At 62.5% G+C, this 17,673-nt stretch carries 17 protein-coding genes and 1 tRNA gene; 3 read left to right on the top strand and 15 right to left on the bottom strand.

Annotated features, from left to right (window positions below):
* Nucleotides 1-25: 25 nt before the first annotated feature.
* Complete coding sequence (locus ACZ881_RS20955; protein ID WP_364309364.1) at nt 26-3,421, bottom strand: pyruvate carboxylase; 3,396 nt, start codon at nt 3,419-3,421, stop codon at nt 26-28.
* A gap of 302 nt (nt 3,422-3,723) precedes the next feature.
* Here ACZ881_RS20955 and ACZ881_RS20960 point away from each other — a divergent pair, with 302 nt between their 5' ends.
* On the top strand, nt 3,724-4,533 hold the full coding sequence (locus ACZ881_RS20960) for a ParA family protein (protein WP_091466602.1): 810 nt from the start codon (nt 3,724-3,726) through the stop codon (nt 4,531-4,533).
* A 90-nt stretch (nt 4,534-4,623) separates the two neighbouring features.
* On the opposite strand, the gene ACZ881_RS20965 is transcribed toward ACZ881_RS20960, so the two are convergent.
* The 5 genes from ACZ881_RS20965 to gcvH all read right to left on the bottom strand — a co-directional run bounded on the left by ACZ881_RS20965 (nt 4,624) and on the right by gcvH (nt 7,694).
* Complete coding sequence (locus ACZ881_RS20965; RefSeq protein ID WP_017200818.1) at nt 4,624-5,217, bottom strand: MerR family transcriptional regulator; 594 nt, start codon at nt 5,215-5,217, stop codon at nt 4,624-4,626.
* A gap of 235 nt (nt 5,218-5,452) precedes the next feature.
* The gene (locus tag ACZ881_RS20970) at nt 5,453-5,956 is read right to left on the bottom strand and encodes a bifunctional nuclease family protein (RefSeq protein ID WP_017200817.1); all 504 of its coding nucleotides are present in this window, start codon (nt 5,954-5,956) and stop codon (nt 5,453-5,455) included.
* Complete coding sequence (gene ftsR, locus ACZ881_RS20975) at nt 5,956-6,672, bottom strand: transcriptional regulator FtsR (RefSeq protein ID WP_178995005.1); 717 nt, start codon at nt 6,670-6,672, stop codon at nt 5,956-5,958. The genes ACZ881_RS20970 and ftsR overlap by 1 nt, the downstream gene beginning before the upstream one ends.
* A 20-nt stretch (nt 6,673-6,692) precedes the next feature.
* A complete protein-coding gene (locus tag ACZ881_RS20980; RefSeq protein WP_011774388.1) occupies nt 6,693-7,169 on the bottom strand; it encodes an FHA domain-containing protein in 477 nt (158 codons plus the stop codon).
* Nucleotides 7,170-7,307: 138 nt separating this feature from the next.
* Complete coding sequence (gene gcvH, locus ACZ881_RS20985) at nt 7,308-7,694, bottom strand: glycine cleavage system protein GcvH (protein WP_017200815.1); 387 nt, start codon at nt 7,692-7,694, stop codon at nt 7,308-7,310.
* A gap of 116 nt (nt 7,695-7,810) precedes the next feature.
* Here gcvH and ACZ881_RS20990 point away from each other — a divergent pair, with 116 nt between their 5' ends.
* Nucleotides 7,811-8,392, top strand: coding sequence for a hypothetical protein (locus ACZ881_RS20990; protein ID WP_476117840.1), 582 nt, complete (start codon nt 7,811-7,813; stop codon nt 8,390-8,392).
* 72 nt (nt 8,393-8,464) lie between these two features.
* On the opposite strand, the gene ACZ881_RS20995 is transcribed toward ACZ881_RS20990, so the two are convergent.
* Entirely contained in the window at nt 8,465-9,673 is a 1,209-nt protein-coding gene (locus ACZ881_RS20995) for an MFS transporter (protein ID WP_476117841.1), read from the bottom strand.
* Nucleotides 9,674-9,842: 169 nt separating this feature from the next.
* Here ACZ881_RS20995 and ACZ881_RS21000 point away from each other — a divergent pair, with 169 nt between their 5' ends.
* A complete protein-coding gene (locus tag ACZ881_RS21000; protein ID WP_054809065.1) occupies nt 9,843-10,289 on the top strand; it encodes a MarR family winged helix-turn-helix transcriptional regulator in 447 nt (148 codons plus the stop codon).
* A 127-nt stretch (nt 10,290-10,416) separates the two neighbouring features.
* Here ACZ881_RS21000 and ACZ881_RS21005 read toward each other — a convergent pair.
* The 8 genes from ACZ881_RS21005 to ACZ881_RS21040 all read right to left on the bottom strand — a co-directional run bounded on the left by ACZ881_RS21005 (nt 10,417) and on the right by ACZ881_RS21040 (nt 17,672).
* Nucleotides 10,417-10,493 (bottom strand) — tRNA-Pro (locus ACZ881_RS21005).
* A 141-nt stretch (nt 10,494-10,634) separates the two neighbouring features.
* Nucleotides 10,635-12,185, bottom strand: a complete 1,551-nt coding sequence (gene der, locus ACZ881_RS21010; RefSeq protein ID WP_091466594.1) for a ribosome biogenesis GTPase Der — start codon at nt 12,183-12,185, stop codon at nt 10,635-10,637.
* Between the two features lie 10 nt (nt 12,186-12,195).
* A complete protein-coding gene (locus ACZ881_RS21015; RefSeq protein WP_476117857.1) occupies nt 12,196-12,891 on the bottom strand; it encodes a lysophospholipid acyltransferase family protein in 696 nt (231 codons plus the stop codon).
* Between the two features lie 28 nt (nt 12,892-12,919).
* Complete coding sequence (gene cmk, locus ACZ881_RS21020; protein WP_476117842.1) at nt 12,920-13,633, bottom strand: (d)CMP kinase; 714 nt, start codon at nt 13,631-13,633, stop codon at nt 12,920-12,922.
* A complete protein-coding gene (locus ACZ881_RS21025) occupies nt 13,633-14,739 on the bottom strand; it encodes a prephenate dehydrogenase (RefSeq protein WP_178995013.1) in 1,107 nt (368 codons plus the stop codon). The genes cmk and ACZ881_RS21025 overlap by 1 nt, the downstream gene beginning before the upstream one ends.
* Nucleotides 14,740-14,742: 3 nt before the next feature.
* Nucleotides 14,743-15,954: a pseudouridine synthase gene (locus tag ACZ881_RS21030; RefSeq protein ID WP_091466587.1), complete on the bottom strand. Its 1,212-nt coding sequence runs from the start codon at nt 15,952-15,954 to the stop codon at nt 14,743-14,745.
* Between the two features lie 151 nt (nt 15,955-16,105).
* A complete protein-coding gene (scpB, locus tag ACZ881_RS21035) occupies nt 16,106-16,771 on the bottom strand; it encodes an SMC-Scp complex subunit ScpB (protein ID WP_309074293.1) in 666 nt (221 codons plus the stop codon).
* Nucleotides 16,755-17,672, bottom strand: coding sequence for a segregation and condensation protein A (locus ACZ881_RS21040; RefSeq protein ID WP_476117843.1), 918 nt, complete (start codon nt 17,670-17,672; stop codon nt 16,755-16,757). The genes scpB and ACZ881_RS21040 overlap by 17 nt, the downstream gene beginning before the upstream one ends.
* Nucleotide 17,673: the final 1 nt, after the last annotated feature.

Genomic DNA, 17,673 nt, shown 5'->3' on the forward strand with positions numbered 1-17,673 from the left:
ACGGGGTACTTTTTTGCGTGGATGGCTAGCCGATCACCAGCAGCAAGTCGCCGCCCTGGACCTGCTCAACCGAGGAAATGGCGAGGCGGGAGACCGTGCCGGCCACCGGCGTCGTGATGGATGCTTCCATCTTCATCGCCTCAATGGTGGCAACGGTGTCGCCGGCGTTGACGACATCGCCCACCTTGACCGTTACGGTGACTGCGCCGGCAAACGGTGCGGCAACCTGGCCTGGCTGTGCCGGATCTGCCTTTTCCGCGGCCTTGACATTGCTGACCACGGATCGGTCACGCACAACGACGGGCCTGGACTGGCCGTTGAGCGTGCACATCACAGTGCGCATGCCCTTCTCGTCGGCTTCTGAGACGGCCTCAAGCTGGGCAATGAGGCGTACGCCCTTCTCGAGCTCGATAACGTGCTCTGCGCCCTGCTGGAGACCGTACAGGTAGTCACGGGTGTCCAGCACGGAGATGTTGCCGTAAGTGTCAACACTCTTCAGGTAGTCCTTGGTGGGTCCCGCGAAGAGCAAACGGTTCAGCGTGTGCTGCCGCGTCTTGGAATCACCCTTCAGCGCGGCGCTGTCCTCGGCGCTGATGTCGACGTCGCGCACCTTGACGCTGCGGCCTTGAAGGGCCTTGGTGCGGAACGGCTCCGGCCAGCCTCCGGGAGGATCACCGAGCTCCCCGGAGAGGAAGCCGATGACGGAGTCCGGGATGTCGTAGTTCTGCGGGTTCTCGTTGAAGTCCGCGGGATCGGCGTTGAGTCCTACAAGGTGCAACGCAAGGTCGCCTACCACCTTGGAGGATGGGGTGACCTTCACCAAACGGCCCAGGATCCGGTCAGCCGCCGTGTACATGTCCTCGATGGCCTCGAACTGCTCCCCCAGGCCCAAAGCGATGGCCTGCTGGCGAAGGTTTGACAGCTGGCCGCCGGGGATTTCGTGCTGGTAGACGCGGCCGGTGGGGCCCGGAAGACCGGACTCGAAGGGGGCATAGACGCGACGAACGGCTTCCCAGTAGGGCTCAAGGGAACCGACGTTGGCCAGGCTGAGCCCGGTATCGCGGGGTGTGTTGGCCAATGCAGCGACCAGTGCCGACGCGGCGGGCTGACTTGTGGTGCCGGCCAGGGATGCAGATGCCACGTCAACGGCATCCACGCCAGCGTCAACAGCAGCCAGCAAAGTGGCAAGCTGGCCACCCGCAGTGTCGTGTGTGTGCAGGTGGACGGGCAGGTCGAAGCGCTCACGCAGGGCAGATACCAGTTTCGCGGCAGCGGCCGGACGCAGGAGGCCTGCCATGTCCTTGATGGCGAGGATGTGTGCACCGGCGTCGACGATCTTCTGGGCGAGGTCCAGGTAGTAGTCGAGGGTATAGAGGTCCTCGTTCGGGTCCAGGAGGTTGCCTGTGTAGCAAAGAGCCACTTCAGCCACGGCCGTCCCCGTTGCACGCACGGCCCGAATCGCGGGGGCCATCTGGTTGACGTCGTTGAGGGCGTCAAAGATACGGAAGATGTCGATGCCCGTAGCGGCAGCCTCGTTAACGAAGGCCTCCGTCACTTCTTCCGGGTACGGGGTGTAGCCCACGGTGTTGCGTCCGCGGAGCAGCATCTGGATACAGGTGTTCGGCAATGCCTTGCGCAATGCAGCCAGACGGTCCCACGGGTCCTCACCCAGGAAGCGGAGTGCGACGTCGTAAGTTGCGCCGCCCCAGGCCTCCACGGAAAGCAGCTCGGGCATGAGTGCCGTCACTGCCGGACCAGCGGCCACGAGGTCGCGGGTGCGCACCCGTGTTGCCAGCAGGGACTGGTGGGCGTCGCGGAACGTGGTGTCCGTAACAGCCAGCGCCTGCTGCTCGCGGAGGGCCTTGGCAAAGCCCTCCGGCCCAAGTTCGATCAACTTCTGGCGCGAACCCGACGTGGGAACCGGTCCATCGATCGTCGGCAGCTTGCTGGCAGGGTCCGAATGGACAGCGAGCTCGCCGTTGGGCTTGTTCACGGTGACCTCAGCCAACCAGGTGAGCAACTTGGTTCCACGGTCTGCGGAGATGTGCGACTTCAGCAGCTCAGGGCGCTTGTCGATGAAGTCCGTGGCCACGTTTCCGGCGTTGAAGTCCGGATCCGCGAGAACAGCCTGCAGGAATGGAATGTTGGTGGACACGCCACGGATACGGAACTCAGCCAAACCACGACGGGCGCGGGCTACAGCCGCAGGGTAGTCGCGGCCACGGCACGTCAGCTTCACCAGCATTGAGTCGAAGTGCGGGCTGATCTCGGCACCGGAGTAAACAGTGCCGCCGTCGAGCCTGACACCGGCGCCACCGGCAGAACGGTAGCCGGTGATCTTTCCAACGTCCGGACGGAAACCGTTGGACGGGTCTTCGGTGGTGATGCGGCACTGCAGCGCAGCACCCTTGATGGACACCGTATCCTGGCTCAGCCCAAGGTCCGCAAGGGTTTCCCCCGAGGCGATCCGCATCTGAGCCTGCACGAGGTCAACATCGGTGATTTCCTCGGTGACGGTGTGCTCCACCTGGATGCGGGGGTTCATCTCAATAAAGACGTGCTGGCCGGCCCGCTCACCTTCCGTGTCCACCAGGAACTCCACAGTTCCGGCATTGACATAGTTCAAGGCCTTCGCGAACGCCACGGCGTCGCGGTAAAGGGCCTGGCGAATGTTCTCGTCCAGGTTAGGCGCGGGCGCAATCTCCACCACTTTCTGGTGTCGACGCTGAAGCGAACAGTCACGCTCGAAGAGGTGCATGACGTTACCTTCGGCGTCGGCCAGGATCTGCACTTCGATGTGGCGGGGACGCAGAACTGCCTGCTCAAGGAACATGGTGGGGTCGCCGAAAGCCGCATCGGCTTCGCGCATGGCGGACTGCAAAGCTTCGGGAAGGGCTTCGCGCGTCTCCACACGCCGCATGCCACGGCCACCACCGCCGGCAACGGCCTTGGCGAAGATCGGGAAGCCGATCTCGTCGGCGGCAGCGATGAGCTCATCAAGGTCCTTGGAAGGCTTGCTCGACTTCAGGACCGGGACGCCGGCCTTGCGGGCGGCTTCCAGGGCAGCAACCTTGTTGCCAGCGAGCTCCAGGACCTCCGCGGGCGGCCCCACGAAGGTAATGCCTGCTGCCTTGGCAGCGCGGGCGAGGTCCGGGTTCTCGGAGAGGAAGCCATAGCCGGGGTAAATTGCGTCAGCGCCGGCTTCTTTGGCGACGCGGACAACCTCCTCTACGTCCAGGTAGGCGCGGACGGGATGGCCCACCTCGCCGATCAGGTAAGCTTCGTCGGCCTTCTGCCGGTGGATCGAGTTACGGTCCTCATGCGGAAAGACGGCTACGGTCTTGGCGCCCAGTTCATAACCAGCGCGAAACGCCCTGATCGCGATTTCGCCGCGATTGGCCACCAGAATTTTCGAAAACATACTTCTCCTGCATCATTGCGGGTGGATCGGTCGGTGGTCACAGTGTGTAGTGCCGCCAGCATCAAACACAAATCTTTGTGGCAACCATCACAAAGGAATCGTCATCTGGGCTGTATATGCGTGCGCGCGATCCGGCCGCATGCTATTGCTGCCGCTTATCCCCAGCGGTCTGGCGCGTAGAAAGCGGGAATCGACCGCGATGCACCATATGATGTTCAGGGGGCTTCGGCAAGCCCCGGCTCCGGTGCTTCCGGAGCGAATCAGCGCGATACGGCAACCGGCGTTAGGTTTTGGGTTTTCAAGTGCAAGTAGTCAGCATCAGCAGCCTCAAGGGTGGAGTGGGAAAGACGTCCGTGACCACCGGTCTGGCGTCCGCGGCCCTCGCAGCCGGTATTCCCACATTGGTGGTGGACCTCGACCCACACGCCGACGCCACCACGGCACTTGGCGTCCAGCCGGGCGGGCAACTCGACATCGGCCGAATGCTGAAAAGCCCCCGAAAAGCCAATCTCGCCGGCAATGTGGCCGGCAGCTCCTGGGTGTCCAATGGATCCAGCAACGGCACCTTGGACGTCGCAGTGGGATCGGCCTTCACCGGAATCTATGATCGGCCGGATCTGGGCCGACGCGACCTTCGCAGGCTTTCAGCCGTACTGGCAGGCACCACTAACTACGAACTTGTCCTGGTGGACTGCCCCCCGTCCCTCAACGGCCTGACGCGCATGGCTTGGAGTGCAAGCGATCGCGTAGTCCTCGTCGCAGAGCCCGGGCTCTTCTCGGTGGCCGGCACGGAACGCACCATGCGTGCTATCCAGTTGTTCCGGCAGGAGTTCGCGCCCAACCTGGCCCCGGCAGGGATTGTGGCCAACCGGGTGCGCACCGGATCCGCGGAGCACACCTTCCGCTTGGCTGAAATGGAATCCATGTTCGGCGAGCTGCTCCTGACGCCCCATATTCCGGAGCAGGCCAATTGGCAGCAGATCCAGGGTGCAGCACACTCGGTCCACCACTGGCCCGGAGACTCTGCCAAGAACGCTGCCAAACTCTTTGATGACCTCCTCGGGAGCCTCCTGGCGGGACAGTCCTCGACGCGGGACCGCCGACAGCGCTGAGCGCCTCCGCCTCAGCACGTTAGACACGAAGAAGGCCTCGTCCCCCTAGGGACGCGGCCTTCTTTTGGCTCGAGTTCAGTGGACCGGTGTTTAGCCGATGCGGCGCGCTACGCGCCTCTTGCTCAATTCATCGTCGGGAAAGGACTGCTCCGCGGCATGCTCGCTCGGAAGCGCGGCCAAGCTTCCCTCAACTTCCCGCCATACGCGCCCAACGGCGATGCCGAAGACGCCCTGCCCGCCCTGCACGAGGTCGATGACCTCATCAGCGGAAGTACATTCGTAGACACTCGCACCGTCGCTCATCAGCGTGATCTGCGCCAGGTCCTCGACGCCCCGTTCGCGAAGGTGTTCCACGGCACTGCGGATCTGCTGGAGGGATACGCCAGTATCGAGGAGACGCTTGACTACCTTCAGGACAAGAATGTCCCGGAAGCCGTACAGACGCTGGGAACCGGAGCCCGCAGCGCCACGGACAGCAGGCTCAACCAAGCCTGTACGTGCCCAGTAGTCGAGCTGGCGGTACGTGATGCCTGCAGCTTTGCATGCGGTAGGACCGCGGTAACCCGCGTCCTCGTCCAGCACGGGAAGGTCCTCCGTGAAGAGCAAACCTTGGGCGCCGGATGCGGGCGCAGCAATACCGGCAGAGGACTGCTTCAGCTCGCCTGCTTCGCCTTTCGGACTCACGTGACCTCCTTGTTCTCAGTTCCCTTGGGGACGGTGCATACTCTGATACAACGGCGAAATGCAGCAGTGTAATTCCCGCAAGTCCGCACCTTCCAGTGTGACTTGCGCCGGCAGTGTATGCAACGGGAACTTGATAACTTCGACGTTAGGCCCGTGAGGCGTCGAGGTCAAAGACCTTGGCTCCAAAATCCCGTCGTGTCGAAAGTTTCACCCTCAACTTTAGGCTTAGGCTGAGTCAGCCTTCGAAATCTTCCGGTTCCACGTCGTCCAGGAACTCGCGGAATCGACGCATCTCGCGCTCTTCGTCCACTGCAGGATCCGGCTCCGAGTCTTCGCCTTCATCATGCTCGGTGATGCGGACACCGGCTTCTTCCATGACCGCATCGGCGCACCAGATGCGGCATTTGGCTCGCAGCGCCAGGGCCAATGCATCCGAAGCCCTCGAACTTACTACCGTACCGTCGTCGAACTGCAGCTGCCCGTAGAAGATGTTGTCCTCAACAGCCACAATGTTCACGCTGATGATGGAATGGCCCAAGGATTCGACAACATCAACCAGGAGATCGTGCGTCATAGGCCGGGGCGGGACAACGCCCTGCTGTGCCAACGCGATCGCGCTGGCTTCAGGAGTGCCGATCCAGATCGGAACATGCCTCTCACCGTTGATCTCCCGAAGGAGTACCAGCGGCTGATTGGACGGCAGTTCGATCCGGACGCCGACGATTTCGACTTCGATCATCAGCTATCCATCCGGGAGATACGGTCATGCACCAGGGCCCTGTGTAGGGTGAGGCAAAGATCGCTGATCTCACGGGCAGCCTCGGCGGCACGAGCCTGCGAAGCAGCGTCCCTCCGCGACGTCAACGGGGCAACGGCGCGTTCCACCAGGCCGAACTCCCGCTCAGCTGCAGCTTGGAAGGGACGAAGGTGGCGGGGCTCGAGGCCGTGACCTTCCAATTGGACACAAGCCCGGGCCACCTGGAGTGCATGCTCGTCGAACTTGCCGCCCACGTGGGTGATTAGTCCAAAACTCAGGAGGGATTCAAGCAAGGGGACGCTGGCGCCCGACTCGGCGCGTAATTGCTCTTCGGTGAGAGCGCGGGCCCGCCCTTGCACTTCGGCTGCCATTTCCGCCGAGACCACCCTGGGCGACACGGTGACACCCGGAGGGAGGTTCTCCGGCCTCTCACCGCGGTCGATGGCATCGAGATAATCCTTGATGACCTTCAGTGGCAGGTACTGATCACGCTGAAGGGCGAGGACGAAACGGAGCCGCTCAACATCACTGTCCGAATACTGCCGGTAACCCGCAGGAGTCCTCTTCGGGTTAATGAGGCCTTTTTCCTCCAGGAAACGGATCTTGGACGCTGTCATACCGGGAAAGTCATCGCTCAGCTGGGCCAGGACTTCCCCGATATTCAGGACCTGCGGTCCGCGACGGTCCTGCTGGGCCATAGCCACAGGCAAATACCCCGTCAGACTTGGCCTGCTGCGCGAACAGGGCTCAGGTAGTAGGTCAACCGGAACTTGCCGATCTGCACCTCATTGCCGCTCTTCAGCTGCACGCGGTCCACGCGGTCGTGGTTGACGTACGTACCGTTGAGGCTTCCCATGTCCACCAGCTCGAAGCCGGACGCCGTCCGGATGAACTGAACATGCTTGCGGGAAACCGTGACGTCATCCAGGAAGATGTCCGCATCCGGGTGCCGGCCCGCCGTGGTGGTGTCCGCGTCCAGCAGGAAACGAGCGCCTGCGTTGGGACCACTGTGCGCAATGAGCAATGCCGAGTTCGGCGGAAGTGCGTCTACGGATGCACGCTCTTCAGGAGCCAACTTGGGCGCAATGCTCGGCTCGTCCCACGTTGGCGTGATGCTGATCGAGGTGGTCTCCGACGTCGGCTGTTCCTCCGCGCCGTTCCCGACATTGGCTTGATTCTGTTCGCCGCCAACCATGGAATTTCCTCCTCATCCGCCGGCAGTTCCAAACCCTGCCGGCCACTTCCGCCTCCCGGTACCGCCGGGCAAATCGGTTGCTGGCCCGCCGTCCCGCTTTCCCGGTTATGGGAATGCGGCCTGACGGGCCAGATAACTTTAGCCTACCTGTTGTTCGTACTCCGATGCACTGAGCAGGGAATCCACTGCATCAGCTTCTGCAAGCTTTACTTCAATTAACCATCCCTCGCCGTACGGGTCCGAGTTAATGAGGGCCGGATCAGTGTCCAGGGCGTCATTTCGATTGGTGACTTCGCCAGTCACCGGGGCGTAGATATCACTGACACTTTTCGTGGACTCCACTTCGCCAACAACTTCATTGCCGGTGACTTTCGTGCCCGGCTCAGGCATCTGGGCGTAGACAACGTCACCCAAGGCGTCCTGCGCGAAGTCGGTGATGCCAATGCGCACTACGCCATCGGCATCCGGAGCGGTAACCCATTCGTGTTCTGCGGTGTAGGAAAGTTCTTCCGGAATATTGCTCACTGGTGGCCTTTCATCGGGACATTTACGAACCTCGACGGCGGCCTTGCTGATGGCCACCGCTGAAAGTATAGGCACATTTCCCCTGCACCTCATGGGGTCTCTGCCATGATTGACCCATGACCGAACAAGCACAAGTACCAGCTCAGAAAAAGCGCAATTGGGGCGTAAAAATAATCCTGATCCTGGTGGCAGTACTTGTCGCTGTGGCCGCCTACTTCATCCTCGGGGCCATCCTTCCCCGCTGGTGGTCCGACGTCATCGCCGGACAGATCCGGCGAGACCTTGGAGCCAGCGTGCTGGTGGGAATGTTCTACGGTTTCGTTTTCACTTTCATTCCGCTCCTCGTAGCGTGGCAGGCCACCCGTAAAGCGGTGTCCTGGCCCTGGAAAATTGCTATTGTCCTGGTGGCCGTCGCCATCGCCACGCCTAACCTGCTTACGGCCGGCATCGTCTTCGGCAGCACGGAGTCAGCCCACGCCGGCCAGCGGACCTTGAGCGTGGATGCAGGATTCTTCACAACCTGGACAGCCATTTCCGCTGTTGCCGCCGTGGTGGTCTTCGCTGCAGTCACAATTCTCTGGGCGGTGTGGCGCCGTAGGGGCAAGCAAATGCAAGTGCTCAAGCAAGCAGAGAACCACCGCATCCGGGCTGCGAAAAATGCCGAAGCACAAGCGCAGGACACCACACCCAGCCCTTAGGGCGCAGGAAGCCCGCCATGGGATATCCATGGCGGGCTTCTTCGTGTTGCGGCCTTGCTTTGTAGTCCAGCGTCAGGCGACGGGGGCCTCACGTGGTTCGCGTTCGACGTCGGGAGTTACAGCAGGCGCCGCCACTCCCCTGCGCTTTGCTGCTGCCGCTGCCGCCAGCATGACCAGCAGCGCGGCAACGGTAATTCCGGCTCCAGCCCAGATGGGCGAGGTGTAGCCGAGGCCGGCGGTGATGGTAACGCCACCGAGCCAGGCCCCGAGTGCGTTGCCGAGGTTGAACGCGCCGATGTTCGCGCCGGATGCGAGCGTTGGTGCCGTGGAGGCAAAGTGCATCACGCGCATCTGGAGGCCCGGTACGGTGGCGAATCCGAAGCCGCCCAAGAGCGCCAGTGACACCAAGGTGGCGATGCTATTGGACGCGGTGAGGGCGAAGAAGACCAGCACCGCCACCAGTCCGGCAAGGATGACAATGAGGGACTTGTCCAGGGCTCTGTCGGCCGCCCTGCCACCCAGGAAGTTCCCAACAAACAGGCCGGCACCGAAGAGCACCAGGAGCCACGGCACGGCGCCGGACTCGAATCCGGACACCTCGGTGAGAGTGAAGGCGATATAGGTGAAGGCGCCGAACATGCCGCCGAACCCAAGGATGGTCACCATGATGGAAAGCCATACCTGACCGGACTTGAACGCGCCCAGCTCGCTGCGGAGGCCCTTGGTTGGTTCCGTGCTGGCTTTAGGGACCATCAGGGCAATGCCGATCAGCGCCACGACGCCGATGGCGGTGATCGCCCAGAAAGTAGAACGCCAACCGAAGTTCTGGCCCAGCAGCGTTCCAAAGGGAACACCCAGGACGTTGGCCGCAGTGAGGCCGGTGAACATGATGGCGATGGCACCGGCTTTCTTGTGTGCCGGCACCAGGCTCGCGGCAACTACGGAACCGATGCCGAAGAATGCGCCATGGCAAAGCGCTGCGATGATGCGGCCGATCATCATGGCCGCGTAGCTGTCGGCTATCGCGGAAAGGAAGTTGCCGGCGATGAACAGGACGAGCAAACCAATAAGGACCGGTTTTCGCGGGAGCCTTGTGACTGCGGCCGTCACCAGTAGTGCGCCGACGGCAACGCTAAGGGCATAGCCGGAGATGAACCAACCGGCCGAAGCCTCACTGACCTGGAAGTCGGCGGCAACTTCGGGCAAGAGGCCCATGATCACGAATTCGGTCAGTCCGATGCCGAATCCGCCGAGGGCAAGGGCAATCAACCCTGCGGGCATGTGGAGCTCCTTAAAGTTCGGTTCCGATCAGAAGTGGAAGTGCGTCGTCGGGAACCGTAGAATAATAGTTGCAGACGCTCTATATATAGTTGCACACGCTAGATAGTTGCGCAAACAACTACTTTTTGATGCGTCGCGATCACTACATCGAGGCAGGAGCACAGCAGGCATGGGCATCAAGGACGACGCCGTAGAAGTACGGGCGCAGGGCTGGCGAACCCTGGCCGCCCTTCACGGAAGCATCGAAGCCGAACTGGAGAAGGCGCTCCAGGCCTCGAGTGACCTGTCGGTAGTGGAGTACACGGTGCTGGATGCGCTCAGTCGCCAGGACGGCTGGCACATGCGGATGCAGCAGCTGGCCCGCGCAACTGCCCTATCCAGCAGCGCTACCACCCGCCTGGTCAACCGCCTCGAGGACCGCGGCCTGCTCACGCGCATCCTGTGCGCCGATGACCGTCGAGGCATTTACACCGAACTCACAGTGGACGGCCAGAAGCTTCTGGAGGAGGCCAAGCCCGTACATGACGAGACCCTGGCCTCCGCTCTGGAGGCCGCCGAGTCCATGCCGGAGCTGGAACCGCTGGTGAGGGCGCTCGGCGCGTTGCAGAAGGTCTAGCTCGATCCCGGTCTTGTTTGTTTCCCCCGGCGTTCAACGCAGGGGGATACAAACAAGACCGGGACTAAACGAAGCATTAACGACCAAAGGCCGGAATCACCGTGTTTCCACGTGATTCCGGCCTTTATGGTCGGGCTGACAGGATTTGAACCTGCGACCCCTTGACCCCCAGTCAAGTGCGCTACCAAGCTGCGCTACAGCCCGCTGGTTCCACCGTTCTCCGCCTAAGTTTTCCTCCGAAGAGTCCCACCTAAGCAGTCCGGCCGAACCACCTCCAAAAGCTTACACGAAGTTGGAGGTCGGAGACGCCATCACAGCCAAAGTGGGCTGTGATGCCCGTCTCACTTAGCGCTTCTTGCCACGCTTCTCGCGTACGCGCATGTTGACCTCGATGGGTGTGCCCTCGAAGCCGAACGTTTCGCGGAGGCGACGCGTGATGAAGCGACGGTATCCGGGGTCCAGGAAGCCGGTGGTGAACAGCACGAACTTCGGCGGGCGGCTGGATGCCTGGGTGCCAAAGAGGATGCGTGGCTGCTTTCCGCCACGAACCGGGTGCGGGTGGGCTGCCACGAGTTCGCCAAGGAACGCGTTGAGGCGTCCGGTGGGGATGCGGCGGTCCCAGCTCTCCAGCGCGATGTCCAGCGCGGGGACCAGGCGGTCCTTATGCCAGCCGGTCTTGGCCGAGATGTTCACGCGGGGTGCCCATTCCACGTGGGCCAGGTCCTGCTCGATTTCACGCTCCAGGTAACGGCGGCGTTCGTCGTCCAGGAGGTCCCACTTGTTGAACGCGAGCACCAGCGCACGGCCGGACTCAATGGCCAGCTGCAGGATACGGACGTCCTGCTCGCTGAGGACCTCGTCGACGGCAAGAAGCACGACGGCGACCTCCGCCTTTTCGAGGGCGGCCTGCGTACGCAGGGAAGCGTAGAAGTCGGCGCCCTGTGCCATGTGCTGGCGGCGGCGGATACCTGCGGTGTCCACGAAGCGCCACGTGCGGTCGCCAAGTTCGATGAATTCGTCAACAGGGTCGCGGGTGGTGCCGGCCAGCGGATCCACCACAACGCGCTCGGAGCCTGCGAGCTTGTTCAGCAGTGAGGACTTACCCACGTTCGGGCGACCGATCAGGGCGATACGGCGGGGACCGCCGGAACGCTCAACGCCGTCCACCAGCGAGTACTCGGGCAAGGTGTCCATGACGTGGTCGAGGAGGTCGGCAACGCCACGGCCGTGCAGAGCCGAAACCGGGTACGGCTGGCCGAAGCCCAAGCCCCACAGGGCGGCGGAATCGGCCTCCTGTGCGAAGTCGTCCACCTTGTTGGCCACCATGATGACCGGCTTCTTGCTCTTGCGGAGCATCTTCATGACGCCCTCGTCAGTCGCGGTCGCGCCAACGGCGGAGTCAACGACGAAAAGCACGGCGTCGGCAAGCTCAACGGCCATTTCGGCCTGCTCGGCTACGCGGGCGTGGATGCCCTTGGCGTCGTGCTCCCAACCACCGGTATCCACCAGGGTGAAGTTGCGGCCGTTCCAGCGCGCCGAGTACATGACGCGGTCGCGGGTAACGCCCGGGGTGTCCTCCACAACAGCTTCGCGGCGCCCGAGGATGCGGTTGACCAAGGTGGACTTGCCCACGTTGGGGCGTCCGATGATGGCCAGAACCGGGTCCAGCTTGAGGGGACCTTCGTCGCCTTCATCGCCGTATTCACCGCTGAGCAGCGCGGCATCTTCTTCGTCGAGTTCATAGTCCTCCAGGCCTGCCCGGAGGGTGGCCGCGCGGAGCTCGGCTTCGTCGTCGTCGAGGGCCGCCAGGTTTTCCGCCACCTGGTCGGTGCCGGTGGGCGTGTATTCGTCGTCGCCGGCTCCGTGGAGGCCGGATTTTTGAGTCGTATCGCTCATTGCACTTTCCTTAGTGGTGGTCTGCCGGCGTCCCGGCTACTGCTGTATGGCGGTGCTGCGAAGTGGGTTCGCCGGGCGCAGGTTCCAGGGGAAGGCCCTGGCCTGTGGCCCGGATGGCGTCCTGGACGTGTTCGGCCAGGGCTTCACGGATCTCCGCAGCCGCCCTGTCCATTGAAACACGCCCGGGTTCGCCCTTCCGGCGCTTCACCGTGATGGGTTCACCGAAGCTGACATGCAGCTTGCGGCGGGGTTTGGGGATATGGTCTCGATGCTCATCACCCTGTCGGGTTCCGAGAATGGCCACAGGGATGACGGTAGCTCCCGAGTTGAGGGCGAGCCAGGCAACTCCACTGCTGATGCTTTCGGCAGAGCCGCTCCCCCGGGTTCCTTCGGGGAGAATCCCTACGCAACGACCGGCGTCGAGCAGTTTCCTGCCGACATGCAGGGCGGTGCGGTCACCGGCGCGGTCCACTGGAATCTGTCCGGATCCCCTCAGGACAGAGCCCAGAAGGCCTCTGAACATCTCCTTCTTAACGAGGATATGCATGGGGCGCGGCGACGCACCGTACATCACGGGCCCATCCAGGAAGCTGATGTGGTTCGCGGCAAATATCACGGGTCCGGCAGCGGGAACGTTGCTTTTGCCCGCCACGATGGTCCGGTAGATGACGTGATCCAGGAACCAACCAACGGGTCGGCTCCACATCTTGCTCCCCACAGAGGGGAGCTGATTCTCAGTCACCATAGATAACCTTGCTCACGATCGCCAAGGCGGTCTGGACGGTTTCCTCAAAGTTCAGTTCCGAAGAATCGAGTGTCACCACACCGTCGGCCGCCTGGGTGAAGTTCACGACCGTTGAGTCCTTGGCGTCACGCTGGATTACCTGGGCATTGAGCTGTTCTTTGGTCTGCGTGCCGCCCAACTGGATCCCACGACGCCGCATCCTGGCTTCCTCGCTGGCGGTCAAGAGCATGCGGACCTCGGCATTGGGGACGACGACGGTGGTGATGTCGCGCCCCTCCACCACCATGCGGCGGTGGCGCTGATCGATCAGCTCGCGCTGGCGACGGATCAGCTCGGTGCGGGCACCGAGCGTCGTGGCGACAGCACTGACCGACGACGAGATCAAAGGATCCCGGATTTCGTCCGTGATGTCCGTTCCATCAACCGCCACATACTCCGTGGCAGTCGTGGTGCTGATCTCCAGCGGCATGATTTTGGAAGCCTGTTCCACCGCCGCGCCATCCTGGAGGTCAACGCCGGTCTTGAGGCAGTACCACGTCAGCGCCCGGTACATTGCGCCGGTATCCAGGTATGCCAGTTTCAAGCGCCGGGCAACTTCCTTGCTGACGCTGGACTTGCCGGACCCCGAAGGGCCGTCAATTGCGATCACGAGCGGCTTTCCGGGACGGGCAACTGTTTCCGGGCCAAAAAATTCACGCGTCATTACTGAAGTACCCGCCATCCACGGTCAGTCAAAGCTTCAACAAGGAGGTCATGCTTGCTGGGAAGCACGGAAAGCTCCACCATGCCCACGTTCTGTCCCGACGAATGGTCGAGCCGAAGGTCTTCGAGGTTCACGCCGATCTCGCCGATCTCCGTGAGGAGTTGCGCGATCTGGCCGGGCTTGTCATCCACCAGGATGGTGAGCCACGAGTACGCCTGGGGAGGTCCGCCGTGCTTGCCTGGGATCCGGGCCTGGCCTGCATTCCCCTCGCTGATGAGCTGGGCAAGGTCAAGCCGCGCACCGGGTGCAAGCGGTTCTTCCAAGGTACCGATCAAACGGTTCAGGTCCTCGCGCACACCGTGCAGGATGGACACCACCTTTTCCGCGTTGCCGCCCAGGATCTGTACCCAGAGGGTGGGATCGCTGGCTGCAATGCGGGTAGTGTCCCTGAGTCCGTTGCCCGCCAAGGAGAGGGCATGCAGCGGTGTGCCTTGCAAACGGCTCGCCAGAAGCGACGACATGATCTGCGGCAGATGCGACACCAACGCCACGGCTTCATCATGCTCGTCCGCGGTGAACTGGGAAACGATCGCTCCCAGATCCCCCGCAAGTGAACGTGCAGCCTGAAGTGCAGCATCCGACGTTTCTTCGGAGGGGCAAAGCACCCAGGGCATGGAGGTGAAAAGCTCTCCCCTGGCCGCAACCGGGCCGGACTTCTCCCTGCCTGCCATGGGGTGGGTACCCACATAGCGGGCAAGGTCCACGCCGCGTTCGCGCAGCTGCGCCTGGATGGTCGCTTTGACGCTGGCAATATCAGCCACGACGGCGGACGGGTAGTCCGCCAGGGCCTTCTGCACGACGTCTGCTGTAACATCCGGCGGAGCCGCGACAACTACCAGTTGGGGTTCTTCATCCAGCTCCCCCAACGGACGTCCTGCGCCGATATCCACCGCGACCGCCTGGTTGGTGGGCGAAGGATCGAAAAGGAAAACCGGGACCCCGCGTCCGCGCAGGCCCAGGCCGATGCTGGCTCCAAGCAAGCCTGTACCGAGGACGACGACCGGGCCATCAAGATGACCCCTGCCGTGCGTACCAAATGCCGACATGCCCTAGAGTCCCACCGATGCCAGGAGGTGTCCGACTTCCTGCCTGCCGAGGTTGCGGATGCTGCCCTGGCGCTGGTCGCCCAAGCCAATGGGACCCACCTTGACGCGGACAAGACGCTCCACCGGGAACCCGACGGCGTCGAACATGCGACGAACAATACGGTTCTTGCCCGAGTGCAGGACAACCTCAATCAGGACGTGGCCTGGAGTGGAGTCCACCAAGCGGAAGGAATCCACTGCAGCAACGCCGTCTTCAAGCTCGACGCCGTTCTTCAGCTTCGCGCCCACACCTTGCGGGAACGGGCCACGCACCTGGACCAGGTACGTCTTGGGTACCTCATACGAAGGGTGCGTCAAGCGGTTGGCAAGTTCGCCGTCGTTGGTCAGCAGCAGCAGTCCCTCAGTGGCGACATCGAGGCGGCCGACGTGGAAAAGTCGTTCGCCCTTGTTCTTGTTGTTCTTGAGGAAGTCGCTGATGCAGGGACGGCCCTCGGGGTCTTCCATGGTGGAAACGACGCCCTTGGGCTTGTTGAAGACCATGTAGACGAGGGTTTCGTCCAGCTGGATCCGGATGCCATCGACGTGGATGACGGCAGACGTTGGGTCCACTCGCATACCAAGTTCGGTGGTAACCACTCCATCAACTTCGACGCGTCCTTCGAGGATCATTTCCTCGCACACACGGCGTGAAGCCACACCAGCCTGTGCCATGACCTTCTGCAGGCGGACACCGTCAACGTCGTGAAGGTCGGACTGCGGGACTTCCTGGCGCGGACCGCGGTTGCGACCCGGCTTCCGGATGGGGCCCAGGTTCTGGCCGAAGCGTTCGCTGCCGAAGGCCTTGGAGCCGTACTGCCGTGCAGGCTTCGCCTTGGGCTTCAGGGCGCCCGGAGTGCCCGGGGCTTTGCCGAAGCCGGGCTTGTTGGAGCCTGGCTTGCGGAACGGCTTTGCCGGCCTGGCTGCCTGGCCGCGATCGTAATCGCCTGCAGTTGTGGGGTTGTCAGGATCGAAAGGGGCCGCTTCGCGCGGCTTCGATGCCTTGAAGGGGCGTCCCTCGCCCTGGGTGAAGTTGCGCTTTCCAGCGCCGGCGCTGCCGCCGCGGCCCGAGAAGCCGCCGGCGTTGGAGCGGCCGGTGCCGCCCTTGGCCTCATTGCGTCCGGAGCTGTTGCGTCCCGAACTGTTACGTGGTGAACTCTGGCGTCCCGCCTGTGTCATGACCCGTCCTTGTGTAGTAATGGCCGGCAATTGGTGTTGGAATCAACACTAGCCAGCCGGGCAGACATCGTCTGCCCCTTGTCGCTGTGCACCTTGGTCAGATGCCGTGAATCAGTATGAAGTTGTCTTGCAGTGCCGGTGTGGGCCGTGGCTACATCCGGCTTGCGTCGTAGTACTCGTCGATCCCTTCCAAACCCGGAAGGTGCGGCGAGAGCTGTGGCAGTTCAGCCACTGAACCGATGCCCATCCGTTCCAGGAAGTACGAGGTTGTCCGGTAAAGGACAGCTCCCGATTCGGGATCGTTTCCGGAGTCCTCGATCAAACCCCTTTGGGTAAGCGTCCGGACTACGGAATCGACGTTGACGCCGCGAATGGCAGACACCCGGGCCCTTGAGACCGGCTGCCGGTAAGCAATCACCGCCAGGGTCTCAAGCGCTGCCTGAGTAAGCCTGGTGGTCTGGCCCTCGAGGACGAACCTGCCCACGATGTCGGCAAATTCCGACCGTGAATAGATCCGCCACCCACCGGCGACGTTCCGCAATTCAAAACCCCGGGGTGCAGTACTGGCAGCGGCAAAGCCGACAGCATCCACGTCCGGGGCTTTAACAGTATAGCCGCTATACTCCCGCTGCAGGTCCTGCAGCAAATCCTCGACGACGGCGACCGTCACGTTGAGTCCGGCGGCCAGCTCCTCCGAGGTGGCCGGCTCATCAATGACCATAAGGACCGCCTCCAATGCCGCCCGCGCACCGCCGGGCAGGGCCTCCAGTTCAGCCAAGCCATCCTCGACTGCTTCCTGCTCACTCACTGGTGCCATCCCCGCTTCGATCCGCTTCTGTTCCTGATTCGTACTCCTCGCTCAGGCTGGAACCGTCCCAGCCGGCGTCATCACCTGTCCACCGAACCGTCAGCTCAGCCAGCGGACCGGGCTGTTCAAACGCAACCACGCGGTCGCGGAACATTTCCAGCAACGCAAGGAAACGTGCCACCACCACCAAAGTAGTCTCGGCGTCGGCAATCAGCGACTGGAAGGATAACGGCGCGCCCAGCTTCAAGCGGTATTCCATGATTTCGGCCTGTTCCTTGACGCTTACCGGCGGAGCATGAAGATGGTCCAAGCCCACCTCGGCAGGGGCGGAATCCTTGGGTTTAAGTGCTTTGGCGGCAAGTTCCGCGAACTGCTCCGGCGTGTGCCGCCACACCAGCTCCGGAAGCAGCGCAGCGAAATGGCCTTCCAAGGCAACCTGCCTCGGATACCTCCGACCTTCCTGTTCCAGTGTCTCGCCCAGGATCCCGGCGATCTGCTTGAAGGCCTTGTACTGGAGCAGACGGGCGAACAGCAGGTCCCTTGCCTCCAGGAGCGCGATGTCCTCAGCGTCCTCCACCTCACCGGCAGGCAGGAGGCGCGCCGCCTTCAAATCCAGCAGCGTTGCGGCGATCACCAGGAACTCACTGGCTTCATCCAGCGCCCAGTCCTCCCCCAGCTCCTGGAGGCGCCTGATGTACTTGATGAATTCATCGGTGACCGTGGCCAACGCCACCTCTGTGATATCCAGCTTGTGCTTGGAAATGAGTCCGAGCAAAAGGTCAAAGGGGCCCGTGAAGTTAGCGAGGCGTACTTCAAAGCCGACCTTACGGGCTTCGGAGGTACCGGCGTCGGGCGTTTCCGCTTCAGCGGCTGTTTCCGCTACGGCGGTGGGGGCGGTTGACGGTCCCACC

The organism is Paenarthrobacter sp. TE3676 (assembly GCF_056279165.1).